Genomic DNA, 25,244 nt, shown 5'->3' on the forward strand with positions numbered 1-25,244 from the left:
GTGCCTCACAATCCGAGGATCGTGGAGGAAATGATCGAGCGCTGGACCTCGCTCGAGCCTCCGTAGATGGTCACCTTGCGGTAGTTCAGGTAGCCGGGGCCGGTGTGCTGGGCCCACGCGGGCGAGGCGATGTCGGCGGCGTCGACCGCCAGCGCGTCGGCACCGGCGATGTCGAGGAGCAGTTCCGTGGCGGCCTGCTGCAATTCCGTGCCCTTGAGCTTCAGCACCGAGGACGCGGGATTCGGCTTGCCCTCCACCGAGTTGGAGACCACCCGCAGCTGGGTCAGTTCCAGGGCGAGCAGTTCGTTCTCCAGCTCGGCCACCCGCGCCGCGAACACCGGGTCGTCGAGCAGCGTGCCGCGCCCGGTCCTGGTCGCGCGGGCATAGTCCTTCGCGAGGCCGAGCTTGACCTTGGTCTTGCCGACGCCGGTGATGGAGGTGCGTTCGTTGCCGAGCAGGTACTTGGCGTAGGTCCAGCCCTGGTTCTCCTCGCCGACGAGCTGATCGGCGGGCACCCGGACATTCTCGAAGAACACCTCGTTGACCTCGTAGCTACCGTCGATCAGCTTGATCGGGCGCATAGTGACGCCGGGCGACTTCACATCGAAGAGCAGGAAGGAGATGCCCGCCTGCTTCTTCGGCGCGTTCGGGTCGGTGCGCACGAGGCAGAAGATCCAGTCGGCGAACTGGCCGAGCGTGGTCCAGATCTTCTGGCCGTTCACGATGTAGGAGTCGCCGTCGCGCACCGCGGTGGTGCGCAGCGAGGCGAGGTCCGAGCCCGCGTCGGGCTCGGAAAAGCCCTGGCACCACCAGATGTCGAGCGCGGCGGTGGGTGGCAGGAAGCGCTGCTTGAGTTCCTCGGAACCGAACTGCGCGATCACCGGGCCGACCATCGAGGCGTTGAACGTGAGCGGTTCCGGCACCGAGGCCAGCTGCATCTCGTCGAGCCAGATGTGGCGCTGCATCGGCGTCCAGTCCTTGCCGCCCCAGGCCACCGGCCAGTTCGGCACGCACAACCCGTTGTCGTTGAGGATCTTGTTCGCGGTGACGATGTCTTCGCGGGACAGATCCTCGCCGTGCTTCACCCGGTCACGGATGTCGGCCGGGATCGCGGTCGTATAGAACTGCCGGAGCTCGTCGCGGAAGGCGACCTCTTCAGGGGACAGGGCTAACTTCATACGGGTCTCCCAGTCACTCGTAGCCGTCGAAGAGAAACCTACCCTTCGGTAATCCTCGGTGTCGACTACATCACACGCGATGACGGTCCTACCGACGCTCACCAGACCGTCGGCGGCTCGGCGACCCCCGCGCCGACCTGGTACGTTGCCAGACGAACCGGACTATCCGGCGACGAGCATCCACCGAGGAGTCACGGGTGAACGGCAGATCCATCGCAGGCAGAGCAGCGGCGGTCACCGCGGCGAGCATCGGCGCACTGGCACTGCTGGCCCCGAACGCGGTCGCGACGCCCACCGAGGACGCGATCGGCCACCTCACCCGCCTCGCGGGCGAGGACGCCACGACGAAGGCCGGTGTCGGCGCCATCGCCAGCTTCACCAGCATCGTCGGCGAGGACGCCCTGCGGGATATCTCGACGCAGTTCACCCCCTTCACCTACGCGGCCCCCACCTTCGGCTGCGGCAGCAACGGTCCGATCACCACGATCATCGCCGCGGCGTCGTTCGAAGGTCCCGGTCCGCGCACCGAGACCAGCCTGGCACCGGGCGATATCCGCTTCAGCGCGAGCCCGCGCCACACCGGGGTTCCCCTGGCATCGGGTCTGAGCGTCGCCTGGGTCAACGTCAACACCGGTCAGAGCGGCATCGTCGGCCTCGACGACCAGACCGAGTTCAAGCTGCCGTCGCTGTCGAAGACGGTGCACAGCGGCGCGGGCACGGTGGTGGCCTCCATGTGGGGGACCATCGACTACGCGGGCGCTCGCTGCGTGATGACCCCGACCGTCGGCACGTTCGTCGTGCCCGATCTGCCGGTGGCGCTCCCCGAGGCCCCCGCGGCGGCTCCCGCCCCCGAACCCCAGGCCGTCAGCCCCGGCTCGGGCGAATCCTCTTCGGGCGCCCCGACATCGAAGGCCCCTGCCGCCGAGACACCCGCTCCGGCTCCGGCTCCGGCCGAAACGCCCCAGCCCGCCCCGGCGCCCGCTCCCCCGGCCCCGCCTGCGGCGACCAACGTCGGCGGCTGAGCCGACCGGTCGAATCAGCCGATCGGACGGATCCGCAGCACGGTGCCCTCTTCGGAACCGGCGAGCAGCGCGGACGGGTCCGCGGGGTCGGCGACGACCGCGGTCAGCGGTTGGGTGGAGACGACAGTGCAGGCGGTGCCGGTGCCCGGGTTCACCCGGACGAGGTGACCGGCCAGCGTCGTGACATAGAGGACGCCGTCACGCACGACCAGGTCGTCGACGAAATCGGGCAGCGTGCCGAACGAGGTCAGATCGGCGACGGTGCTCGCCTCACCCGGGTTGCTCCGTGAGAGTCGCAGCACCCGACCGACCGGGCCCGTGCTGCCGACGAAGTTCGCGGTGACATAGACCGAGTCACCCGACACCGCAACACCATTGGGACCGTCGATGCTGACGGCCGACCACCAGTCCATGTCCTCGCTGCCGTCGGGGCGCAAGCGGTGCAGACCGTTGCCGGTTGTCACGTAGAGATTGCCGTCGGCGTCGAACGCGGCGCCGTTCGGCTGCGGGAACCCGATCGCGAACGCGACGGGGTTCGGACGCTCGGCCGCCGGGTCGAAGCGGACGATGCCGCCCGAACCGGCCAGCGGCGAATTGCCGGTGACCACGTACAGCAGGCCGTCGGGACCGAGTCGGACCGCGCCGGGCGACGGCACGGCGACGGTGGCGGTCAGCCGCCCGTCGCGGTCGTAGCGCTGTATCTCGCCGCGCATGACCCGCGATACCCACAGGTCACCCTGAGCGTCGATGCCGAAGTTCTCCGACCAGTCGAGCAGCGGCACACTCGACTTGATCGCGATGTCCTGGCGAGCCTGTCCGCACGACGACTGCGGCGCGGCGCCCGCGACGGCGCCGGTACCGAGCGAGGCGCTGGTCACGACAGCCGCGCCGACCACCACACGGACGACGCAACGGCGGAACGACAACATCTGCAAACCCTCGACTCTGTTGACCCAGTTCGACGCGCGAAGTCTAACGGCTGCGGGCCCACCTTGGGCAGCCCCCGTCACAGGCCGTTCCGATCACCGTGTATCGCCTCTGATCCTGTCCCCCAGAACAATTGAGTGGGCGCGGCGGCGATAATCGACGAGTGCCCTATTTCGACAGCGAGCGTGGACGGCTTCACTGCCGGTGTTGGTCCATCGACCAGCCCGCGGCGAGGCTGGCGCTGTTGCCGGGCACCGGTCAGCACAGCGGGCACTACCACCGCTTCGCCGCGGCCTTACGTCCCGCCCGGATCGAGCTGTGGGCACTGGACACCTCGGGGCAGGGACTGAGCGAAGGCGATCCCGACGCGCCGGGCACGATCGACGAGCTGACCGCCGACGCGCGGGAGTTTCTCGCGCTCGTTCGTGCCGATCATCGGGACGCACCGGTGTTGATGGGCCACTCCCTCGGCGCGATGACCGCGCTGAGCCTCGCGCGCGAAAGACCTTCTGAGCTGGGCGGACTCGTTCTGTGCGGCACCCCGCGCCGGGTCGCCGACCTCGCCCCGGATCCCGGCCTCGCGATTCTGGCGGTCCACGGGGTCGACGATCGGCGCGCGCCCATCGATGTAATCCGGCTATGGACAGCACAGCACCGATCGGTAGATTTGCGCGAGTACGCCGACGCCGGACATGACCTGTTGCACGAACCGGTGCAGCACCGCGTGGCGGCCGATATCGCGGAGTGGGTACTCACCGCGGTGCGATGAACGACGAAGGGGGAACCGGTGCAACCGAACCGAACGGGGCTGCCGAATACGGCGGCTCTCGGCCAAGCCGTCGACGAGGGTGGGCTGTGGATCGACGGGGTACTCGTCGCCGACGGCGCGCCGGAGCGGTGTGCACTGCGCTACGAACGACTGGCCGAGGAAGTCGAAGCCCAGGTGCTGGTTCTCAGCCGGGCAGCGGTCATTCCGGGTTTCGGCGGACTCGCCTCGGGTGGCGCCTTGCGCACCGGCTTCGAGTCCAAGACGAACCAGGCACTCGACGAATTGCGCGCCTACGCGAGCGCCGCACGCGAGCTGGCCGGTGTGTTCCGCGCCGCCGGAGCGAGCTTCCACGACGCCGACCAGGCGCTGGCGGGCGCGGTGACCGCGATCGAGGTTCCGGGTGGTGGTGGCGATGCGTAGCATCTCGGGCCGCACCGACGTGGACTACGTGTCGGTCGTCGAAGTCTTCGACCATCTTTCCCATACCGAAATCCACAGCGCGGTAAGACAACTCGACCCGGCCGCGCTGGCAGGCGCCGCCGAGACCTTCCTCACCGCCGCCACCGGTCTCGGTGACGGCGTGGAGATCGCGCACGGTGAGATCCGGGCCGCCATCGCCGACGGCTGGCGCGGCGCCGCGGCCCAGCAGGCCGCGGACGCGGTGCGCGACTTCGAGCAGACGGGTCGGCGCATCGCCGATGTGCTGACGGCGGTCGGTGTCCGGCTCAGCCAGGCCGGTGACGCGGCCGAGTCGATTCGCACCGCCATCGCCGAACCCGCCGGGGCACAGCCCGATCCGGCTGCCGCGCTCCTCGACTCCGAGCAGGCCGCGAACAACGCCACGATCACCCGCGAGGCCGAGAACGCCCGGCTCGACGCGGTGCGGGCGATGGAGACGATCTACGCCGGCGCGTTCCTGCCCACCGGGTCGGGTGTGCCCGCGTTCACCGGAATCACCACGGACACAGGAACTACCGCTGCCGGTGTCGCGCCGTCGGGTGCGCTGCCGTCGGCCGGAATCCCGCAGGCCGCCGCGCCCGGTGTCATCGCATCGACGACGGCCCCGGCGACCATCGCCGCCACGGTACCCGCCGGATCCGCGCCGGTGGTCAGCAGCGCGGGCACGACATCGACGAGCAACAACGTGCTCTCGACCAACGGCAATGCCACAGCACCGGCAGGGTCGACACTCGGGACCACACCGGCGACCACCGCCGCCACGACACCGGCCGCTGTCGCCGGTCCGGCTCGGCCGGTGACCGATTCCGCTAAATCGGCGAACACTGCCCCAGCGTCGATCACCCCGGCAACGTCGTCGGTTTTGCCGGGCAAGGTGTCGGCAGGCAGCCGACCCCGCCCCGCGGCGGACACCGCTACCGCCTCGGCCACCGGTCAGGTGTCCGAGGCCTCGGCTGGGAGCGATGGGCGGCAGGAACCCGCCACGGTGACCGGTGGTGAGGCCGCGGCCGGCATGGGCGCGGGCGCCGTCGGCGGCATGATGGGTGGGGCGATCGCCGCCGCGGATCAGGCGCGGCCGTCCGGTGGGCCCCGGCCTGCCCAGCACGTGGACGAGCCGGAGGACGAGGACGACGAGTTCCTGCGGTTCCTCGAGGAGGAGCCGACCTATCTCGAGCCCGCCGACGAGGTGAACGCGCTGATCGGGAAGCTCGACCCGACCAGTCCCGCCGTACTCGGCGAGTGGACCGAGCGGGAGTGAACTGGCACTTCACCCCGGACCAGTTCGCGCTGACCTGGGCTCGCACGGACGGCGACCGGATCCCCTATCCGCTCGCCGTGCGTGCGTCGGCACGCGACACCGTCGAGCGCGCCGCCCAGCAACCCGCGCTCGAAGCCTGGTGCGCCCGCACCCTCGACGCCGACCTCGCGGCCGCCCTGCGCGTGCTGGCGAAACCGGAGATCCGCGTGGAGGTCTGCGGCCACGCCCCCGCGCCGGTGCGGATGCTCGGCGCGGTCACCGCGGATGTCGCGGTGCTGGCGGTGCAGGATCCCGGCACCGCGCCCGACCGCGGCGGCTCGGTGCACGTCCAGGTCGGCAGCACGAAACGTCTTGCCGCCCAAGTGTTCTCCCGACTTCCGGCCCAACCTCCCGGCCTCGTCCCGCGCATCACAGCCCCGGCGACTCGCGTCGAAGAAGACAGCCGCGACCTGGTCACCGCCCCCGTCGCGGGCCCCTCCGACGCCGCCCGCATCCGCCGACTCCTCCAGCGCCCCCGCAGCGGCATCGGCCAGATCCTCGTCGCGGCGGGCAGCGACCCCAAGCCCACAGGCGTGCTGTCCTGGATCGACCTCACCGGCGACGGCCGCTACCTGGTCCACGCCAGCCGCCACATCGACATCACCCCCGCCACACCCGATTCCGCCGTCGAATGGTTACGCCGCCTACTCCGAAGCGTCTGAACCCTTCCGCCCACCCCCTCGGCTCGGTAAACCCGATGCGTCGGCCCCCACCCACCTGACCCGGTAACCCGATAAGGCCCGCCCCACCCACCTAGCCCGGTAACCCGATAAGCCCTGCCCCACCCACCTAGCCCGGTAACCCGATAAGGCCCGCCCCACCCACCTAGCCCGGTAACCCGATGCGCCCGCCCCACTCACCTGGCCCGGTAAACCCGATATGTCTCTACCCAAAGGGGCCCGCCCCGATCTGGACTGACCGAAGGGTGCGACGAAGGAGTACCCGTAGGGAGGGAAGATCGGGGCCCCCAGGGCCCCGCTCGAGCGCGCCAGCGCTCCAAAAACACAGCCCGTCAAACCACCCGGGCCCGGTAAACACCGAGCACCCCGCACCCGCACCCGCACCCGCACCCGCACCCGCACCCAGCAAACACCGAATACCCCGCCCACTACCCGAGCCGAAGAAACCCCGCCAGATCCGCGAGTTCCTCAGCAGTATCGGGCAAATACTCGGTAAGCAGCGGCGACCGAATAACAACAGCCATCCACATAGCCCGACACAACGTCGCATGAATAACAGTGCGCGACAACAGCGGCCGCATCCCGAAGGGCGCATCAGCCGGAGTCGACGTAGTCATCGACAGCAACACCACAGCAGCTTCCCGCCCCCGGAACCGATCGGGCGTACCCACCAGCACATCTTCGATCTTGGCACGAGCTAACAGAGTACGAATCCGCGCCACCTGCGCCGCATAGGGCGCCACCACGAAGATGTCGTGCGGGTGGAGCTTGCGGGTCCCCCCGTCGGAGGTCCACGTCTCACCGAGCAGAATCCGAACCCGCCGCACCACTTCACGCGCCTCGGCATCGGATTCGGTAGCGCTGCCGCGATGCTCGACGAGCACCGTGCTCACGCCGGGCGCGATCCCCACCAGATCCCTCGTCATCGTGACGGCCTCGTCCGCGCGCAGTCGCCCGTCGTAGCAGCTTGCCGACACGGGCTCGCAGACCGCCGGATGCATCCGCCAGGTGCGATCGAGAAAGTAGCCACGCTCGACAGGCAGCGTCGCCGCGCCGTCACACAGCCACTCCAAGGCCGAGACCTGTACGGGCTCCGGATGCTTCGCCTGCGACCTGGCCGGGACCGGATCGCCGATCAGCAGCAGATTGCGCGCGCTCACCGCCACCGCGACCGTGTCGGCCAGCGAGCATTCCCCGGCGTCGGCGATCACCAGCAGGTCGAGGGCACCGGGCGCGATCAGCCGGTCATCGACGAAATCCGCCGTGGTGCCGCCGATCACGCAACCGTTGACCGCGTTGTCGAGGAACCGCGGATACCGCGTGGCATCGATCGCCGACCATTCCAGGCCCACCGAGGCGACGTCCTTCTTCGCCACGAGCTCGGGTAACAGCCCCGCCTCGACGACCGCGTCGAAGATCCGCTCGATCACCGCGTGCGACTGGGCCACCACCCCGATCCGCCACTTGTGGCGGGTGACGAGCCGCTCGAGCGCCCGCCCGGTGATCCCGGTCTTGCCGGTGCCGGGCGGGCCGTGCACGGCCAGGTACGAGGCGTCCAGCGCACCGACCGCGTGGGCCAGGACGGCGCCGAGGTCGTCGTGGGGCTGCGGTAACGCCATCCCGTCGCGCAGCCGGGGCGCGCGACGCAGCAGCAGATCGTAGACCGCGTTCTCCGGCACACACGGCAGGCTCATCAGCAGGTTCTGAGCGGTGGACTCCAGCGCGGCCTCGATCTCGGCCTCCCCGTCGGGCGGGCCGGGGGCGATGGCGGCGGGGAGGTCGTCGTAAGGCGGGCAGCCTGCCGGGAGCAGTTCTTCCAGCCGGACGGTGTCGTCGAAATTCGGATCGACGGCACAGCCGAGCACGGTGGCGGTGGCGGTGGCGCGGCGGCCGAGCGTTTGGGTCATGCCCGCCGCGGCGGCGCCGTCGTAGATGGTGACCATCTGCGTGCCGGGGGTGAGCGTGGCGCCCGTGCCGAGCCTGCCGGTGAGCGTGAGGTAGCGGCGCATCGTCGGAAGCTGTGGCGTGCGATGCCATTTGGTGTCGACGGTGCCCCATTCGACGACGAGCACGCCCGGCGCGTCGGCCCAATCGCCGACCGGATGACCGAGCCGATCGATGTGGGCCCACCAGCGGGGCTGCCGTTCCCGCCGGTGATAGCCGAGTACCGCGGCCGTCAAGGAAGCGGCGCGCGCCGAGTCGCCCTGCGCGTCGGCGGCGAACTCACTGAGCGCGGCCTCCAATGAGCTCGGGTGCAGCGAGGGCGGCACATCGGATTCCGTGACGGCGAATCGAGTGCCGGGCACCGCGATTCCCGCTTCGGCCGCGCGATCGAGCAGCCAGTCGCGGATACCGAGCACCGTCGCCGCGCGACCGGGCGTATCAGGCAGCAAGGCCGCCAGTCCCGCCGCGTCGTAGGACCGTTCACCGATCAACAGCGCGGTGCGCACGATCGGCGCCAGATCGACCAGCGCTCGATCGGCCAACAGCTCGTCCAGGAGATCGGCGCCGGTTCCGAGCTGACCCGCCCAATCGAGCAGCGCCGTCCGGATATCCGAACCGTAGTGGTACACACGCACGTTCGGGTCCGCCGCCCGATGCTCGGCGATGATCTCCAGCAACTCCTCCAGCACACCTCCGTCCTGCGTCGACGGGCCGTTCGCAGGGCCGAGGGGACTGCGCGGCAGCGTCTCGACACCGGTGGGACGTGGATCGGCGGCAGGCGCGTCTGCCTCGTCGTCGCCGAGGACTATGCGCCCGAACGAGACGGTGTCCGCCTCCGACGGATCGGCGCTGGGATAGCCCGCCGCGTTCGCGGGTTCGACCCCGGCCGGGCCGAAGACCACCGCGTTCGTGTCCGTCGGACCGACAGGCGGGCCGGGGCGGTAGCTGACGCTGTTCGGCTGTTCCACACCGGCGACGACCGGCCGGAAGACGATGGTGGCGGCATCGGCGAGTTCGAGGCCGGTGATCGTGCCGTGTCGGTCCAGGTCGATGACGAGGGCGAGGTCGCCGGGGCGTGGGGCCGGGAGGGCGCCGAGTGCGGCGGCGTCGCGCAGGGTGAAGGCGGGGTGGCCGGTGCGTTCGCGGACGAGTTGGATGTCGGCTTGTTTGCGCAGGGCCGCCAGTGTGCGGGGGGCGAGGCCGGGGACGGGGGTGTTGGTGGTGGCGAGGCGGTCGATCGTGAGCACGCCCGCCTCACGCAGCCTGGCCCGCTGGGTGGGTCGGATTCCCGCGACCAGCAACAGGTCTCGCGCGTTCGCCGCGGCGGCACGGCAACTGGGACACTGCCCGCACGCCAGATACCGCGGGTCGCCCCACTGGACCGGCAGCAATTCCGCGAGCTTGTCCTCGATGATCTGCTCCACCCGAGCCCGGCGCGCCGAATACACCGGCGCCAGTTGATCGATCACCTCACGCCGCACACCATCGGCCGTCCAGAGGCAGGCCGACGGATCGACCCCCAACCCGGCGTCGGCGAGCGCCTGCGCGCAGGCCGCGGCTTCGAGGCGAGCACCCAGCAATTCACGAGCCGGATCGACCTTGACCGTCTGCACCGACGCCGCGATCCGCTCGAAAGGTGTCCGACCCGCGGCCAATTCGCGGCGCAGCACCCGACTGTCGGCGGGCACAGCCGTCGACCCGACGAACCCGCGGAATTCCTCGTCCGCCGACACTTCGGACAACCCCGCCACCGGTGGCGTTGCGGTATCACTACGACGCAGCACCCCCGGCACGCCGACCGAATCCTGGCCGAGAGCACTGTGCACGGTGTATCGCGAGACCGCGTTGTCACGGACCAGAAGGTCTGCACCGCAGGCGAATCGACCGTCGAAGAACACCGCGCCGTAGATCGCCTCGGCGCCGGAGCTCAGCGCTCGCGCGGTGCGCTCCGCCGCGGAGGTCAGCGCCGCGATCCGGGCCGCCGCGTCCCCGCCGACCACCTCGGGCGACGGGATCCGGACGAGCCTGTCACCGAAGTGCGCGAGCAGCTCGGCGGACGGTTCGGCCGTGCGCAGCAGCGGGGCGGTCGTGTCGGGAACCCCGGGCAGATTGCCGAGAGCGGCGTCGATTCCGCGCAACACCGCGAACTCACAGTTCGCCGCGCGTGCGAGATCGCCGACGGCACCGACCACCCGATCACCGGACACGAACAAGCGCGGCCCTCCTGTGTTCACGCACACCCGACGCCCAACACCTTAACCAGCGTTGCGAGAGACCAGGGTACGACCCGTGGGCAGGGCGAATGCGCCTGACCGCGGCCCTGGTGCACGCGAGCGGGACTCAGGTGCGCGGCTTGCGCCGTTCGGTCCGCGGGCGCGCCTCGCGGTCGCGGCGGGGGCCACGAGCATTGAGCCGTTGCGCCGGGGCGCCCTGGTCGGGCGTCAGCTGGATCAGCACGCCGCTGATCCTGGTGCGCCGCAAGGCTTCCAGCGTTTCGTTGGGCAGGTTGGCAGGCAGCTCGACGAGGCTGTAGTCGGGCCGGATGCTGATGTGACCGAAGTCGCTGCGACGCAGGCCGCCCTCGTTGGCGATGGCGCCGACGATCGCGCCGGGCACCACGCGATGACGCTTGCCGACGCTGATCCGGTAGGTGGCGAGTTCTTCGCCGTTCTCCCGGTTGAACGACGGCGGCCGCGGGGCACGGTCCTCGTCGTCGTAGCGGCGCGGTGCGCGCTCACGGTCGCGATCGAAATCACGCTCGCGACGCGGGGCGGGCTCCGGCTCGGGCGACATGAAGAAGTTGTCGCCGTCGTAGCCGCCCACGGCCAGTGCCGCGGCGATATCGGCGAGCGGGGTGTTGTGCTCGGCCTCGTAGTCCTCGATCAGCTTGCGGAACAGCGCGATGTTGTCCGACGCCAGGTTCTCGGTGATCGAGTCGCCGAACTTGGAGGCACGGGTCGCGTTCACGTCGTCAACGCTCGGCAACTGCATCTCGGTGAGCGCGCTCCTGGTGGCCCGCTCGATCGACTTGAGCAGATGACGCTCACGCGGGGCCACGAACAGCAGCGCCTCGCCCGAACGGCCGGCGCGGCCGGTGCGACCGATGCGGTGCACGTAGGACTCGGTGTCGTGCGGGATGTCGTAGTTGACGACGTGGGAGATGCGGTCGACGTCCAGACCACGCGCGGCGACATCGGTGGCGACCAGGATGTCGATCCCGCCCGACTTCAGCTGCCCGATGGTGCGTTCACGCTGGTTCTGCGCGATGTCGCCGTTGATCGCGGCGGCGGAGAAACCACGCGAGCGCAGCTTCTCGGCCAGCTCTTCGGTGGCCTGCTTGGTGCGCACGAAGATGATCATCGCCTCGAAGGTCTCGACCTCGAGCACGCGAGTGAGAGCATCGAGCTTGCGCTGATGCGACACCTGCACATAGCGCTGGGTGATGTTGGAGCTGGTCTGCGTCGTGGACTTGACCGTGATCTCGACCGGATCGTTGAGGTACTGCTTGGAGATCTTGCGGATCACGCCCGGCATGGTGGCCGAGAACAGCGCGACCTGCTTGTCCTTGGGGGTGTCACGCAGGATGCGCTCGACGTCTTCCTGGAAGCCCATCTTGAGCATCTCGTCGGCCTCGTCGAGCACCAGGTAGCGCAGCTGCGAAAGGTCGAGCGTGCCCTTCTCCAGGTGATCGATCACACGGCCGGGCGTACCGACGACGACGTGCGCGCCGCGCCGCAGACCCGACAGCTGCACGCCGTAGCTCTGCCCGCCGTAGATCGGCAGCACGTGCAGACCCGGAATGTGCGAGGAATACTTACCGAAGGCCTCGGCGACCTGGATCGCGAGCTCACGAGTCGGCGCGAGCACCAGGGCGCTCGGCTTCTTCTGCGCGGTGTCCAGATTCATCAGGATCGGGATCGCGAATGCCGCGGTTTTGCCGGTGCCCGTTTGGGCGAGGCCCACGACATCGGCGCCGGAGAGGAGCGGGGGAATCGTCGCCGCCTGAATCGGGGACGGCGACTCGTAGCCCACATCGGCGATGGCCGCGAGTACGCGGTCATCGATGCCGAGATCGGCGAAGGTCGGGCCGGTGTCGTGCCTGTCGTTGTCGGCAGGAACGCTGTCGACCTCATTTGTGTTCATTGACCACGAGTTTACTGCCTGGAGGTAGCTGCCCCAACCACCAGGTGAATACGGTGAGACCTATGCAACTGCAGAACGGGTCAACACATCAGGAACCCGAGCCGGTGGCGGTGCCGATTGCCGTGGTCCAATTCGCGCCCGAAACCGACCCCGACACCAATTTGACCACCCTGCGCGAACACGTGCGGACGGCGGCCGACGCGGGCGCTCGCGTGGTGGTGGCGCCCGAATACTCGATGTTTGCCGTGACTCGCCTCGACGAGCGTGTCGTCGCGATCGCGCAGCCGCTCGACGGCCCTTTCACCACCGGACTCGCCGCACTCGCCGCCGAATTCGGAGTGTTCCTGGTGGCCGGTGTGGTGGAGTTGCCCGCGCCGGGAGCCCCCAGGATCAGCAATACGCTCGTCGCGCACGGTCCGGACGGCACGCGGGTGGCGGTGTATCGAAAGGTGCATCTGTACGACGCGTTCGGGCATCTGGAATCGGATGTGGTGGCCGCCGGACCGCTCGTCGCACCTGCCACATTCGCTATCGAGGGTGTGATATTCGGCATGCAGACCTGTTTCGATCTGCGATTTCCGGAGGGATGTCGGCGTGTCGCGGCGGCGGGCGCACACGTGTTGCTGCTGCCCGCGCAGTGGATACCGGGACCCGCCAAGGTCGACCAGTGGACGACGCTGCTGCGGGCGCGCGCCATCGAGAACACGGTGTACGTGGCGGCGGCCGATCAGTGCGCGCCACGCGGCGCGGGTGCGTCGATGATCGTGGATCCGGCGGGGACGGTGCTCGCCGAACTCGGCGACGAACCGGGCGTTCTCACCGCGACGGTGGACCCGGCGCATCTGGCCAGGGTGCGCGCCGCCAATCCCAGCCTGTCGCTGCGCCGTTTCACCATTTCCGAGGGTTCGGCACCGGAGTAGCGTTCGAAGCGATGGTGTACCCGGATCGCACGGCGGCGGGCCGCGCCCTCGGCACGGCTCTCGAGCACCTGCGGGCCACCCGCCCGCTGGTGCTCGGGCTGCCACGCGGGGGCGTGCCGGTGGCGGCGGCGGTGAGCGCGGCGATCGGCGGGGAACTCGATGTGCTGCTGGTGCGCAAGCTGGGCCTGCCATGGCAGCCGGAGCTGGCGATGGGGGCGCTCGGGGAGAGCGGGCTCGTGGTGCTCAATCGGGACGTGGTCGAGCGCAGCGGGGTGAGCGCCGAGGCATTCGACGAGGTGGAGCAGGCCGAACGGGCCGAACTCCGCCGTCGCAAGGCCATCCTGCGCGTCGGCCCCCCTGTTCCCCTGGCACGACGCACCGTGGTGATCGTCGACGACGGGATGGCGACGGGGGCGACGGTGGTGGCCGCGTGCCGGGTGGCGCGCGCGCAGCGCCCCGATCGGCTGGTGGTGGCGATGCCGGTGTCCTCACCCGAGGCGGCGCGACGGGTCGAGCGTGAGTGCGACGAACTCGTCTGCCTGTGGATGCCGACCGACCTGGGCGGCGTCGGCCTGGCCTACGGCGACTTCCATCAACTAGAGGACGACGAGGTCACCGCTCTGCTGCGCTGAGCGGAAACGTCGGTCTCAGCCGAAGCACTGACCTTCGCCGCGGTAGGTGGGAACTGTTGTGCGTGCGCCGGATTCGTCGACCAGGTGAATCTCGGTGAAGCGTTCACACAGCTCGCCCGCCTTGGCGTGGCGGAACCAGACGCGGTCACCGATCTCGAGTTCGGCGCCACCGGCCAGCGGTGTCTGGACCTCGCCCGCGCCTTCGGAGCCGAGCAGTTTCAGCCCCGCGGGCCAGACCGGCGCCGGCACCCGGCTCGGACCCGCGGGGCCGGAGGCGATGTAGCCGCCCGCGAAGACCGTGGCGATGCTCGGGGCGGGTTTGCGCAGGACCGGGGTGGCGAAGAACAGCGCGGGGCGCGGGGTGAAGGAGCGGTAGTGATCGAACAGGGTCGGCACGTAGAGGCCGGAACCGGCGGTCACCTCGGTGACATCGGGATCGGTGATCGAGACTTCGATCGAACCGGTGCCGCCGCTGTTGACGATCTCCAGCGGGCCGGTCACCGCGCGTACCGCGTCGAGCACTCGGGTGCGCCTTCGCCCGATTTCGATGGCGGACAAGCGTTTCACCACGCGCACCGCCGGATTGCTGTCGGGCAGTCCGGCGATCTGCGACTCGTAGGTCATCACGCCGACCACAGCGAACCCGCGCCGCAGTGCTTCGGCGGCCAACTCGGCGGCTTGCTCGGGGGTGCGCACCGGTGAGCGCCGGGCGCCCAGATGCAGCGGGCCGATCCGCAGGGCGGCGTCGACATCGAGACAGACACGAGGGTGGACCAGGTCGGTGCCCAGCGCGGCGCGGGTGAGTTCGAGCTGGGCGACATCGTCGATCATCAGCGTGATCGCCGCGAGCAGATTCGGGGCGGCGGCGAGTTCGGCCAGGCCGGCACGGTCGAGCACCGGATAGCCGAGCAGGACGTCGCGGGCACCGAGCCGGGCCAGCCAGATGGCCTCGCGCAGCGAGTACGCCATGATCCCCGCGAAGCCGCCGTGGGCGGTGAGTTCGTCGCCGAGCACGCGCTCGAGCACGGCGCGGCAGCGGACCGACTTACTGGCCACCCGGATCGCGGTGCCGTTGGCTCGCCCGACCAGGTCGGCGGCATTGCGATCGAGCGCGGTCAGGTCGAGGGCGGCCAGCGGCGGGTCGAGCTCCGCGGTCGCCGCGTGCAGATGGTGCAGCGATGTCGTCTGGGTCACTCGACTACTGAACCACCTATTTGGTCAGTCGTCCAGCATTGCCGCTCAGCTTTCGACGGCCTTCAAGGTCAGGCAGCCGACGAGGTCGTCGATCACCACGAGGATGGTCTCGTCGTTGCCGTCGGCGAGCCAGCGCAGGACCGCGCCGTGGAACACCGAGACGAGATAGCCCGCGACCGAATCGACCGGCTCCAGCCACTGCGTGCCGGACAGGCGCGCACACAACCCGAGGAAGTCGGCGGCCTCGTCGTCCATCTCACGGAACATCGCGACGGCGGTCGGATCGCCGATGGTGTCGCCCGGGGGCGCCCACCGCAGACGCAGGGTCTGCAACGCGGCTTCGTAGGCGGCTATTCGCCGGGCGGGGGCGGCCTTCACCAGCGGCCAATAGGTGCTGAGTCCGGCATGTAGGAACACCCGCAGCGCCCGAACACCGGTGGCATCCGAACTGGCGGCGGCTTGTTCGACGGCATCGCATACGGCTGGCCGAAGCGAAATTTCAGTTAGTTCACGACTGGCGCTCAACGACGACTCCTCGGCAACAAATATCGCTGCCCGCGGCGATGCGAGCTTGGTGGTCACCGAGCTCGATCTTAGAAGATTTTCAGGATTCATGAACTGGTTCAGCCATCCTTTTCAGACTGAAAGATTGTTTTGTTATCCGAATGCGACCTTATGTAAAACCGACCATACGGCCTTAATTTGTCGCATTCCCGGTTATCCGACACCCCCGCGCCGGAATCTGCGCATCTGGTCGATTGTACAAAGTAGGCCCTGGTCAGCCACGGAGGTGTGGGCGACGGCACAGTGGCACCCGTCGTAACAGACACAACACAGCAGATGACCGATTCGCGAACTCGGGCGCGGCGGCACCGGAGTCGCCGATAACCTGGTCGAGTGACTCTCTCGCCTCCCGCCGACCAGTTCGCTCTCAGCGGCACCTTCAATTTCCGCGATGTGGGCGGCCTTCGTACCGCCGACGGCACTGCTGTTCGCCCCGGCGTACTGCTGCGATCCGCCCAGCTGAGCGGTCTGGACGACAGGGGCCACGACACCCTGCGTGAATTGTCCGTCACCGATGTGCACGATCTGCGCGGCATCGTCGAGATCGACCACATCGGCCACGACACCCTTCCCGATGACGTGCGCCTGCACGTGACGCCCTTCGATTCGCGGATGGAGGAGGCGCCTCCGCACGAGGCCAAGACCATTTCCGCGTTCACGCACATGATCGAGGTCTACCGAGCCTTCCCGACGCTGCCCGAGGCACACACCGCGATCGCCGAACTGGCCGGCTCGATCGTGCGCGGCGACGGCGCGGTGCTGGTGCACTGCGCGGCGGGCAAGGACCGCACCGGCTGGGCGGTGGCCACCGTGCTGCGCGCGGTCGGCGTCACCGAAGAAGACGTGTACGCCGACTTCCTCGCCAGCAACGCCGCCGTCGAGCCGCTGCGCAGGCTGCTGGAACCGAAGATCGGCAACGGCGACGCGCTGTCGGCGGACCTGCTCGGCGTGCGCGAGGAGTACCTGCGCACCGCCGACGCCAGCGTGCGCGAGAACCACGGCCACCTCGAGAACTACCTCGCGACGGTCGGGCTCACCGGCGATCTGCGCGAGGCCCTGCGGGCACGACTGGTGTAACCGGAAGCGACCCGACCTCGCTCACAGCCCGCTGACTCGGCGGGCTGTGTCGAGCCGGACCAGTCCGTCGGCGTCGATGCTGACGAAATCGCCCGTGTGGAACCAGCTTCCGCTGAAGCGAGCTGCCGAGGCATCGGGGTCGTTCCAGTAGCGATGGCTGACATTGGGCCCGCGACACAGCAATTCGCCGTGCCCTGAACTGGCGCGCGGCCCGGCCAGCGCCAATTCCGTTCCGCCGAAGGCGAACCCGAGGGTGGCATCGGAGTCGGCGAGCTCGGTGTCGTCGACCACCAGCCCGATTCCGCTGGTCTCGGTGGCGCCCCACACCGACCACTGCTTGGCCGAGGGGAACAATCCCCGCAGCGCGGTGGTGAGCGTGGCCGGAGCCGCGGCGGCGGCGCGTTCGGAACGGTGACAGGCCTTACTGATCCTGCGCACACCCTCCCCGGCGCGGCGGGCGACGAGTTCGGGGACCAGCCCGGCGAAGATTCGCGGCGTGGCCGAGACGGTGTCGATCCGCTCGCTCACCAGCACATCGGCGAGTCGGCGGGCGCCCGGTGCGAGGACGACCGTGCCGCCGACAGCGAAGGTGGGCAGCAGCTGGTCGACGCAACCGCTGGCGTGGGCCAGCGGCAGCAACACCAGATTGCGCAACCCGTCGGCGGGCAGTCCGAGCGCCCCGACCACCGACGACACCGCCGAGAGCAGATTCTCGTTGGTCAGCTCGACGCCCGCGGGCATGGACCGGCGCGCGGCGATACCGGTGTAGCAGAGCAGGGCCGGATCAGCCAGTGCCGCACCGTCATCGATGTAGGCGGTGCTGTCGGGCAGCGGTCCGTCGGGACCGAGCACGAAATCGGCTCTGCTGTCGGCGATCACCCGGTCGGCTATCGCGGCGGGCAAGGCGTCGGGCACCAGCACCGGCACCGCGCCCGAGAGCAGCGCGCCGAGAAACGCCTGCACCCAGCGCGCGCCGGTGGGCATGTGCACCGCCACCCGGTCGCCGTAGCCGATGCCGTGGTCCTGCAAGCCGCCCGCGATCCGCGAGGCGCTGTGCCAGAGCTCGCGGTAGGTCAGGCGCGGGCCGCCGACCTCGACGACCGCCTCCCGATTCGCGAACGAGTGCACCCGCAGATCGAGCAGTTCGGTGAGGGCCGGGCTGAGGTCGCCGTAGCGCAGCACGCCGTCGGAGCCCCGCCGCAGCTGCGTTGCCGCACTGGTGGCGGGGAACTCGAAGACGGCCGCGCCCGGTTCGTGCTCGCCATGACCCATCCGGACCTCCGTACGTCGATACAGCCGCACCTGTGACTATATGACGTGGATCACAGCGCTGTCAGGCACTCGGCGAGCTCATTCGCCGCGATAGGTCGCCTTGCCCGGTCCGATCTCGAGGAAGCTGCGCACCGCGCCACGCAGGTCCGCGGTGTCGAACAGCGCGCCCGAGACCTCCGGAGTCACCGAATCAGCGTGTGCCACACCACCGGAACGCCACGCTTCGATGATCTGCTTGGTGGCGGCGTGTGCGCGGGTCGGGCCCTCGGCCAGCCGGGCGACCAGCGCCGAGGCCGCGGTTTCGAGGTCGTCGTGGATCGCGTTGACCACGCCCCACTCGGCCATCGTCGCCGCGGTGTAGAGGTCGCCGGTCATCACGAACTCGCGGGCACGGCCCGAGCCCGCGCGTTCGGCCAGCCGCTGCGGCCCGCCCATCGACGGCGTGAGTCCGACAACGGTCTCCACCAGCCCGAACTTCGCCTTCGGCGCGGCCAGGATGATGTCGCACGCGAGCGACACCTCGAAGGCGGCGGTGAGGGTGAGCCCGTGCGCGGCGAACACCACCGGGCACGGCAGCGCCTCGAGCGGGTGGATGATCTGCGCGAACAGCTCACGCCACAGCTGCGCGCCTTCCTCGACGGTGCGGCCGTCGAAGATGTTCACGTCGACACCACCCGAGACGACCTTGCCCTCTGCCCTGATCAGCAGCGCGCGCGGCGGCAACGCGCTCACCGCGGCGATATCGGCGGTCAGCGCGGCCATGAGTCCGCGATCGAACAGGTTCAGCGGCGGGTGGTCGATGGTGATCGTCGCGAACTCGGCACCGGATTCGGTGAACTCGCGTGACAGTCGGGTTGGCTGGGTTGCACTCATCAGGTCAGCGTAGAACCCGGCTCCCGCACCGACGCCGCAAGTCGGACCGGCCGGTAGGAACAGGTCGCGCACGTCACGGAACCGCGGGCTGTCGGTGCTCGTTGACATGATGAGCTCTGGGGTACGGAAGTGCCCTACAGTTCGACTCGTTGGGGCGAAGAGGAGGACGACGCCGTGTTCAAGAACGCGATCGAAAAAGCCGTGGTCGATGTGCTCGACACCGGGTCCAAGCTGCAGGCGCCTGCTGTGCGCCGCTATGTCGAGTTCCTGCGTGAGCGTCATCCGGGGGAGAATCCGGCTCAGATCGTGGCACGGTTGGAGAAGCAGTACCTGCTCGCCGTCACCGGCAGCGGCGCGGCGGTCGGCGCCACCGCGGCCGTGCCCGGGATCGGCACGATCGCCGCGCTCGGGGCCGTCAGCGCGGAGACCGTGTTCTTCATGGAGGCCTCGGCCCTGTTCACCCTGGCCCAGGCGGCGGTGCACGGCATCGAGCCCGCGGACAAGGAAGCCCGGCGCGCGCTGGTACTCGCGGTCGTGCTCGGTGACGCCGGCATGGCGATCGTGCAGAAGGGGCTCAGCACCCAGTCGAAGAATTGGGCGGGCAAGCTGGCGGGCAGCGTCCCCGGCCTCGGCGGCATCAACAGCAAACTGCTGCAACAGTTCATGAAGCGGTTCATCACCAAGCGGGCCGCGCTGATGGCGGGCAAAGTGCTGCCCGCCGGAATCGGCGCCGCCATCGGCGGCGCGGGCAACCGGGCGCTGGGCAAGGTCACGATCGAGAACGCGCACAAGGCTTTCGGGCCCGCGCCCGCGAGGTGGCCCACCCCGCTGCACAACGTGATCGACGCCGATCCGCTGCCCGCGATCGGCACCGGCAAGGTGACCAAGAAGTGAGCAAGAGCCGCGGCGGTGACGCCGTGCTGGTGCGTGGCGTCGGCAAGCAGTTCGGTCCGGTGAGCGCGGTCCACGAGATCGACTTCGCGGTGCCGACCGGTTCGGTCACCGCGCTCGTCGGACCCACGGGCGCGGGCAAGTCGACCGTGCTGCGGATGGTGCTGGGGCTCGGGCAGCCGACCACGGGCACTATCGAAGGCCCCGGCCGCGGTCCCGCCGAGGTCGGGGCGGTGCTGAGTCCGCGCGGACTGCATCCCGCGCGCACTGTGCGCGATCAGCTGTGGAGCTACGCGCCGGTCGCGGGAGCGTCGCGGCGCCGGGTCGCCGCGGTGCTCGACGAGACAGGCCTCACCGCCGTCACCGAAACCGTGGTGGCCCAGCTCCATCCGGGTCAGCAGACGCGTCTGGCCCTGGCGATGGCGTTGTTGGCCGATCCCCCGCTGCTGGTGCTCGACGATCTGTTCGCGGGCGCGAACGGCATCGAACGCGGTTGGCTGCACGATCTGCTGCGCCGCCACGCGAACCGCGGCGGCACCGTGCTGGCGAGTTCCGACGCGCTGGGTGATGTGGTGTCGAGCGCCGACCAGCTCGTGGTGCTCAGTGAAGGCACCGTCGTCTGGCAGGGCACACCGGCCAAGCTCCGCCGCGGCCATCCCGACCGGCTCGTCGTCGCCGCGTCCCCGTCGATCGCGCTGGCGACCGCGCTGGCGGGGCACGGGTTCACCGACGCGGTCATGCGACCCGACGGACGCCTGGCCGTCGCCGAGGCGAGCGAGGCGACCATCCGCTCGATCGCCGAGCTCGCGCAGGTCCGGCTCGGCAGCATCGTCGCCGACCCCATCCACCCCGATCGGGTACTCGCCTCGCTGACCAAACCGCGCCGCCACCGCCACACCGTGCCCACGCCGAATCCCGCCGCGTACGCCCCGGCGCCGACCTCGTATGGGATGCCCCGATGACCTCCGTGATCCCCGCCGATCTCGTTCCCGGTATCGACACCGAGGCGCGCAAGGTCGTCGCGCTGCGCCAGACCCGGCTGCTGCTGGCCGCGCCGGTGGTGCTGGCGCTGGTCGGCACGCTGATCACCGCGATCATGTCCGGACCCGCCGATCCGAAGGGTCAGCCCGCGACCGGCGCCGCCACGATCGGCCTCTACCTCGGGATGATCGCGGTCTTCGTGGTCGCCGCGCTGATCGGCATCGCCTCGACCGGCGGTGAGTACCGGCACAAGACCATGGCGCTGACCGTGCTGTTCGCGCCCGATCGCGACCGGCTGGTCACTGCGAAGTATGTCGCCACCGCCGCGTTCGCGTTCGCGCTCGCGCTGGTCGCCGAGCTGGTGAGCTTGCTGGTGCTGCTGGTCGCCGCACGCGGGAAATTCGAACTGGGCGTGCGGCTGTTCGAGGTGCTCGCCGCCGGGCTGCTCGTCGCCATGTGCTGGGCGGTGCTCGGCGCCGGAGTCGGGCTGCTGCTGCGGACGTTCAGCGGCGCCGTGTGGCTGGTACTCGGTTGGGCCTTCGTACTCGAACCGCTGATCTGGTTGGTGGCCAAGGGTTTCGGCGCGGGCGGATTCGCCGCGATGCTGCCCGTCTCGGCCACCGTGGCCGGAGTGAGCGCCGGCTCGTTCGCCGAGGCCGAGGTCTTCGCGCCGACACCGGCGGCACTGGTGGTGCTGGTGCTGTGGGCAGCGGCAGTCGGGGCCCTCGGGTGGTGGGACCTGCGCAACCGAGACCTGTAGTGCCCGCGACCACGGGTTCGGACGGGTGGATCCGCAGGCTGTGGCGCCTGTGCCTGGAACATCCTCGGCTACTCGCGGGCATCGCGGTGTCGGTGCTGGGCGGCGCCGCCGTCTCGATCGCCGCGCCGCTGGCCACCAAACGCGCGGTCGACGCCGCCCAGGTGGGCGACACCTCGGTGATCGGCGGCGCCGCGGCCCTGCTCGCCGGGCTGGCGGCGACCAGGTTCGTCGTCACCTTCGCGCGCAGGCTCTGGGCGGGCAAGCTGTCACTGGAAGTGCAACACAGCCTTCGGATTTCGCTGCTCGCCGCCCTGCAGCGGCTCGACGGCGCCGGGCAGGACGCGATCCGCACCGGGCAGGTGGTGTCGCGGTCGATCACCGACCTACAGCTCGTACAGGGGCTACTGGCGATGGTGCCGTGGTCGGGGCTGGCGGTCTTGCAGTTCGTGCTGTCGGCGGTGGTGATGGTGTGGTTGAGTCCGCCGCTGGCGCTGGCCGCGCTGCTGGTCGCGCCCGCGATGGCGCTGATCGTCTTGCGGATGCGGCCCCGGCTCTACGCGGCGACCTGGTCGGCGCAGCAGCGCGCGGCCGACCTGGCCGAACACGTCGAGCAGACGGTGACCGGAGTCAGGGTGGTGAAGGGGTTCGGGCAGGAATCCCGGATGGTCGACATCCTCGAAGACCACGGCCGTCTGCTGTTCGCCGAGCGGATGCGCGCCGCGCGGATCAACGCCAGGTTCGCTCCGGTGGTGTCGGCGCTGCCGCAGGCCGGGCTGGTGGCGGTGATCATCGTCGGCGGGGTGCTGGCCTCGCACGGCGCGATCGGCATCGGCACCTTCCTCGCGTTCACCGCCTATCTCGCCACGATGACGTCCTCGGCGCGCACGATCACCTCGGTGGTGATCATGGCTCAACTCACCAGAGCCGCCGTCGACCGAGTCTTCGGGGTGATCGACGCGGCGCCGGTGCTCGTCGATCCCGACGACCCCGCCGACCTTCCGCCGGGACCGCTCGGGATCGAATTCGACGCTGTAAGTTTCGGTTTCGAGGCCGACCAACCGGTCCTGCGGGAACTCGATCTCACCGTGCGACCCGGCGAGACGGTCGCGGTGATCGGTCCGGCGGGCTCGGGCAAGTCGACGCTCTCGCTGCTGCTGCCCCGTTTCTACGCACCCGACGCGGGCCGGATCAACCTCGTCGGCACCGACGGCGCCCGGGTCGACCTGGCCGACCTGCGCGCCGACGAGCTGCGCGGCGCGGTCGGTGTCGTCTTCGACGATCCGTTCCTGTTCTCCGACACCATCGCCGCCAATATCGCGCTGGGCAGGCCCGACGCCACCGATGCCGAGATCACCGCCGCCGCGACGGCCGCGGCCGCGGACGAGTTCATCGCCGCGCTGCCCGAGGGCTACGACACCGTGATCGGCGAACGCGGGCTGACGCTGTCGGGTGGACAACGTCAGCGCATCGCTCTGGCCAGAGTGCTGCTCACCCGACCCCGCGTGCTGGTGCTCGACGACGCCACCTCCGCGGTCGACGCCGTCACCGAGGCCGAGATCTTCCGCCGACTGCCCGACCGGGGCGGCCGGACCACGCTGATCCTGGCGCACCGCGAATCGACCCTGGCCCAGGCCGACCGCGTCATCCGGCTGCCCGCGCCCACCGGATCGGTGGTGCCGACCGATGTCACGATGACGAAGTCCCTCGGCGACGCGGGCCGACCACGGTCGATGTCGTCGGCGTCGAACGACCTCAGCGAGACGCCGGAACTGCGCGCCGCGGTCGACGCCCTGCCACCGGCCACCGAAGACCCCGCGCTGCCCGGCGACCTGCGCGCGCCCCAACCCGACTTCGGGCTCGGCGCGCTGCTGCGCCCGGTCCGCGCGCTGGTGTGTGTGGTCGTGGGACTGCTCACCGTCGACGCCCTGCTCGCGATCGCCTTCCCGCCGCTGGTCCGCTATGCCATCGACACCGGCGTCACCGCGGGCGACGACACCGCGCTCGTCGTCTCGGCGGTGGTCGGGATCGGTCTCGTGCTGGCCGGCCTGGTGGTCGGCGCCGCGGTCACCGTGCTCACCGCGCGCACGGGCGAGCGGGTGCTGTTCGGGCTGCGGGTGCGCAGCTACGCCCAGTTGCAGCGGCTCGGGCTGGACTTCTACGAGCGTGAACTGTCCGGCCGCATCATGACCAGGATGACCACCGACGTCGACGCGCTCTCGACGTTCCTGCAGACCGGGGTGGCCACCGGGCTGGTCGCGCTGATCACCCTGATCGGCGTCACCATCGGGCTGTTCTTCATCGATGCCGGTCTGGCCGCGGTCGTGCTGGTCGCCGTGGCGCCGATGGTGCTGGCCACCCTGGCCTTCCGGCGGGTGTCCTCGGTGGCCTACACCGTCTCGCGCGAGCGGGTCTCGGTGGTCAACGCCGGCTTCCAGGAGAACATCGCGGGCCTGCGCGCCGTGCAGGCCGCGCGCAACGAGCCGACCGCCGCGCGGCGCTTCGCCGAATACTCCCACCGCTACCGCGATGCCAGGATCCGCGCCCAGCGCGCGATCGCGGCCTACTTCTCCTTCGGCCTCGCCTGGGCCGACCTGGCCTTGGCCGTCGTGGTCTACCTGGGCGCCAACGCCGTCGCCGAGGGGCGCACGACCACCGGAACGCTCGTGGCCTTCGTGCTCTACCTCGGCCTGCTGTTCAGTCCCATCCAGGATCTGTCCCAGGTCTTCGACGGTTATCAGCAGGCCAGAGTCGGGCTGCGGCGCATCGGCGAGCTGCTGCGCACCACGTCGTCGATCGCCGCCGACCCACCCGACGCGATGCCCGTCGACCGGCTGCGCGGCGAGATCGTCTTCGACGACGTGCGCTTCCAGTACCCGGGCGCGAGCGCGCCCGCCCTCGACGGCGTGAGCTTCGCCGTCCCCGCCGGCGCGACCCTGGCACTCGTCGGCCCGACCGGCGCGGGCAAATCGACGATCGTGAAGCTGTTGGCCCGCCTCTACGACCTTCCACCCGACGCGGCGGCGGGCACGATCCGGGTCGACGGCGTCGATCTTCGTCACTATGTGCTCACCGACTACCGCAAGCGGTTGGGAATTGTGCCGCAAGAAGTTCACTTGTTCACCGGCGACGTGGCGAGCAACATTGCATTCGGGCAAATTTTTGCCACATCAGTGGACATCGCGATCGCCGCCGACGCTGTCGGCGCGACGGAGATGATCGACGGTTTACCCAGGAAAATGCACCATCCGGTCGGTGAACGCGGACGCGGGCTCTCCGCCGGCCAACGCCAATTGATCGCGCTGGCCAGGGCCGAACTGGTCGATCCGGACCTGCTCGTACTCGACGAGGCCACCTCCACCCTCGACCCGGAAACCGAGGCATCGGTGCTGGTAGCGAGCCGATCGCTGGCGCGTGGCCGGACCACCGTCGTGGTCGCGCATCGGCTCGCGACCGCGGCGCGCGCGGACCTGGTTGCCGTGGTCGAGCAGGGCCGTATCGTGGAATTCGGCGCACCGTCGGACCTACTCACCAGTAGCGGTCATTACTCCCGACTCTGGGCGGCGGGCACCGGGGCAGAGGGCATAGTGTCGACCCAAGACCGGTAGCGACGCCTGTCAACCGCTGGGCATATGCTCGGTGCGGGCGCATCGGCAGCCATCCG

General features: G+C 69.8%; 20 protein-coding genes. 12 read left to right on the forward strand and 8 right to left on the reverse strand.

Annotated elements, in window-relative coordinates:
* Positions 1-5 precede the first annotated feature (5 nt).
* Positions 6-1,178, reverse strand: a complete 1,173-nt coding sequence (locus tag QX204_RS25915; protein WP_301903006.1) for an acyl-CoA dehydrogenase family protein — start codon at positions 1,176-1,178, stop codon at positions 6-8.
* 197 nt (positions 1,179-1,375) lie between these two features.
* On the opposite strand from QX204_RS25915, the gene QX204_RS25920 reads away from it, so the two are divergent.
* Positions 1,376-2,200 (forward strand): hypothetical protein, encoded by an 825-nt coding sequence (locus QX204_RS25920; protein WP_301903008.1) that lies wholly within the window; start codon positions 1,376-1,378, stop codon positions 2,198-2,200.
* 14 nt (positions 2,201-2,214) lie between these two features.
* Here QX204_RS25920 and QX204_RS25925 read toward each other — a convergent pair whose 3' ends face one another.
* Positions 2,215-3,129 carry an SMP-30/gluconolactonase/LRE family protein gene (locus QX204_RS25925; RefSeq protein WP_301903010.1) on the reverse strand — a complete coding sequence of 305 codons (915 nt, stop codon included), beginning with the start codon at positions 3,127-3,129 and terminating at the stop codon, positions 2,215-2,217.
* Between the two features lie 161 nt (positions 3,130-3,290).
* Between QX204_RS25925 and QX204_RS25930 the strand changes: the two genes are divergently transcribed.
* The 4 genes from QX204_RS25930 to QX204_RS25945 are packed head-to-tail and all read left to right on the forward strand — an operon-like array spanning position 3,291 to position 6,314.
* Positions 3,291-3,896 carry an alpha/beta hydrolase gene (locus QX204_RS25930; protein WP_301903012.1) on the forward strand — a complete coding sequence of 202 codons (606 nt, stop codon included), beginning with the start codon at positions 3,291-3,293 and terminating at the stop codon, positions 3,894-3,896.
* Between the two features lie 18 nt (positions 3,897-3,914).
* Positions 3,915-4,316 (forward strand): hypothetical protein, encoded by a 402-nt coding sequence (locus QX204_RS25935; protein ID WP_301903013.1) that lies wholly within the window; start codon positions 3,915-3,917, stop codon positions 4,314-4,316.
* Entirely contained in the window at positions 4,309-5,613 is a 1,305-nt protein-coding gene (locus QX204_RS25940; protein WP_301903015.1) for a WXG100 family type VII secretion target, read from the forward strand. Before QX204_RS25935 ends, QX204_RS25940 begins: the two co-directional genes overlap by 8 nt.
* On the forward strand, positions 5,595-6,314 hold the full coding sequence (locus tag QX204_RS25945; RefSeq protein WP_301903017.1) for an ESX secretion-associated protein EspG: 720 nt from the start codon (positions 5,595-5,597) through the stop codon (positions 6,312-6,314). The genes QX204_RS25940 and QX204_RS25945 overlap by 19 nt, the downstream gene beginning before the upstream one ends.
* 446 nt (positions 6,315-6,760) lie before the next feature.
* Here the strand turns inward: QX204_RS25945 and QX204_RS25950 are convergent, their stop codons facing one another.
* Together QX204_RS25950 and QX204_RS25955 are read right to left on the reverse strand one after the other, a co-directional pair.
* The gene (locus tag QX204_RS25950) at positions 6,761-10,483 is read right to left on the reverse strand and encodes a bifunctional RecB family nuclease/DEAD/DEAH box helicase (protein WP_301903019.1); all 3,723 of its coding nucleotides are present in this window, start codon (positions 10,481-10,483) and stop codon (positions 6,761-6,763) included.
* Positions 10,484-10,616: 133 nt separating this feature from the next.
* Positions 10,617-12,419: a DEAD/DEAH box helicase gene (locus QX204_RS25955; protein WP_056813218.1), complete on the reverse strand. Its 1,803-nt coding sequence runs from the start codon at positions 12,417-12,419 to the stop codon at positions 10,617-10,619.
* Between the two features lie 62 nt (positions 12,420-12,481).
* Between QX204_RS25955 and QX204_RS25960 the strand changes: the two genes are divergently transcribed.
* Complete coding sequence (locus QX204_RS25960) at positions 12,482-13,339, forward strand: carbon-nitrogen hydrolase family protein (protein ID WP_301903021.1); 858 nt, start codon at positions 12,482-12,484, stop codon at positions 13,337-13,339.
* A gap of 11 nt (positions 13,340-13,350) precedes the next feature.
* Entirely contained in the window at positions 13,351-13,971 is a 621-nt protein-coding gene (locus QX204_RS25965; RefSeq protein ID WP_301903023.1) for a phosphoribosyltransferase, read from the forward strand.
* A 15-nt stretch (positions 13,972-13,986) separates the two neighbouring features.
* Here QX204_RS25965 and QX204_RS25970 read toward each other — a convergent pair whose 3' ends face one another.
* Together QX204_RS25970 and QX204_RS25975 are read right to left on the reverse strand one after the other, a co-directional pair.
* Complete coding sequence (locus QX204_RS25970) at positions 13,987-15,165, reverse strand: alanine racemase (protein ID WP_301903024.1); 1,179 nt, start codon at positions 15,163-15,165, stop codon at positions 13,987-13,989.
* A gap of 45 nt (positions 15,166-15,210) precedes the next feature.
* The gene (locus QX204_RS25975) at positions 15,211-15,780 is read right to left on the reverse strand and encodes a TetR family transcriptional regulator (RefSeq protein ID WP_301903026.1); all 570 of its coding nucleotides are present in this window, start codon (positions 15,778-15,780) and stop codon (positions 15,211-15,213) included.
* 282 nt (positions 15,781-16,062) lie between these two features.
* On the opposite strand from QX204_RS25975, the gene QX204_RS25980 reads away from it, so the two are divergent.
* The gene (locus QX204_RS25980) at positions 16,063-16,806 is read left to right on the forward strand and encodes a tyrosine-protein phosphatase (protein ID WP_301903027.1); all 744 of its coding nucleotides are present in this window, start codon (positions 16,063-16,065) and stop codon (positions 16,804-16,806) included.
* Positions 16,807-16,827: 21 nt separating this feature from the next.
* On the opposite strand, the gene QX204_RS25985 is transcribed toward QX204_RS25980, so the two are convergent.
* Together QX204_RS25985 and QX204_RS25990 are read right to left on the reverse strand one after the other, a co-directional pair.
* Positions 16,828-18,078, reverse strand: a complete 1,251-nt coding sequence (locus QX204_RS25985; protein ID WP_301903029.1) for a class I adenylate-forming enzyme family protein — start codon at positions 18,076-18,078, stop codon at positions 16,828-16,830.
* Between the two features lie 78 nt (positions 18,079-18,156).
* Positions 18,157-18,951 carry an enoyl-CoA hydratase/isomerase family protein gene (locus QX204_RS25990; RefSeq protein ID WP_301903031.1) on the reverse strand — a complete coding sequence of 265 codons (795 nt, stop codon included), beginning with the start codon at positions 18,949-18,951 and terminating at the stop codon, positions 18,157-18,159.
* 189 nt (positions 18,952-19,140) lie between these two features.
* Between QX204_RS25990 and QX204_RS25995 the strand changes: the two genes are divergently transcribed.
* From QX204_RS25995 to QX204_RS26010, 4 genes are read left to right on the forward strand one after another with little or no spacing between them, the layout of a single operon-like run.
* The gene (locus QX204_RS25995) at positions 19,141-19,845 is read left to right on the forward strand and encodes a hypothetical protein (protein ID WP_301908119.1); all 705 of its coding nucleotides are present in this window, start codon (positions 19,141-19,143) and stop codon (positions 19,843-19,845) included.
* Positions 19,842-20,804 carry an ATP-binding cassette domain-containing protein gene (locus tag QX204_RS26000; RefSeq protein ID WP_301903033.1) on the forward strand — a complete coding sequence of 321 codons (963 nt, stop codon included), beginning with the start codon at positions 19,842-19,844 and terminating at the stop codon, positions 20,802-20,804. Before QX204_RS25995 ends, QX204_RS26000 begins: the two co-directional genes overlap by 4 nt.
* Positions 20,801-21,583 carry an ABC transporter permease gene (locus QX204_RS26005; protein ID WP_301903034.1) on the forward strand — a complete coding sequence of 261 codons (783 nt, stop codon included), beginning with the start codon at positions 20,801-20,803 and terminating at the stop codon, positions 21,581-21,583. The genes QX204_RS26000 and QX204_RS26005 overlap by 4 nt, the downstream gene beginning before the upstream one ends.
* A complete protein-coding gene (locus tag QX204_RS26010; protein WP_301903035.1) occupies positions 21,583-25,188 on the forward strand; it encodes an ABC transporter ATP-binding protein in 3,606 nt (1,201 codons plus the stop codon). Before QX204_RS26005 ends, QX204_RS26010 begins: the two co-directional genes overlap by 1 nt.
* Positions 25,189-25,244: the final 56 nt, after the last annotated feature.

The organism is Nocardia sp. PE-7, assembly GCF_030486425.1.
In the GTDB taxonomy this organism is placed as follows: Bacteria; Actinomycetota; Actinomycetes; order Mycobacteriales; family Mycobacteriaceae; genus Nocardia; species Nocardia salmonicida_A.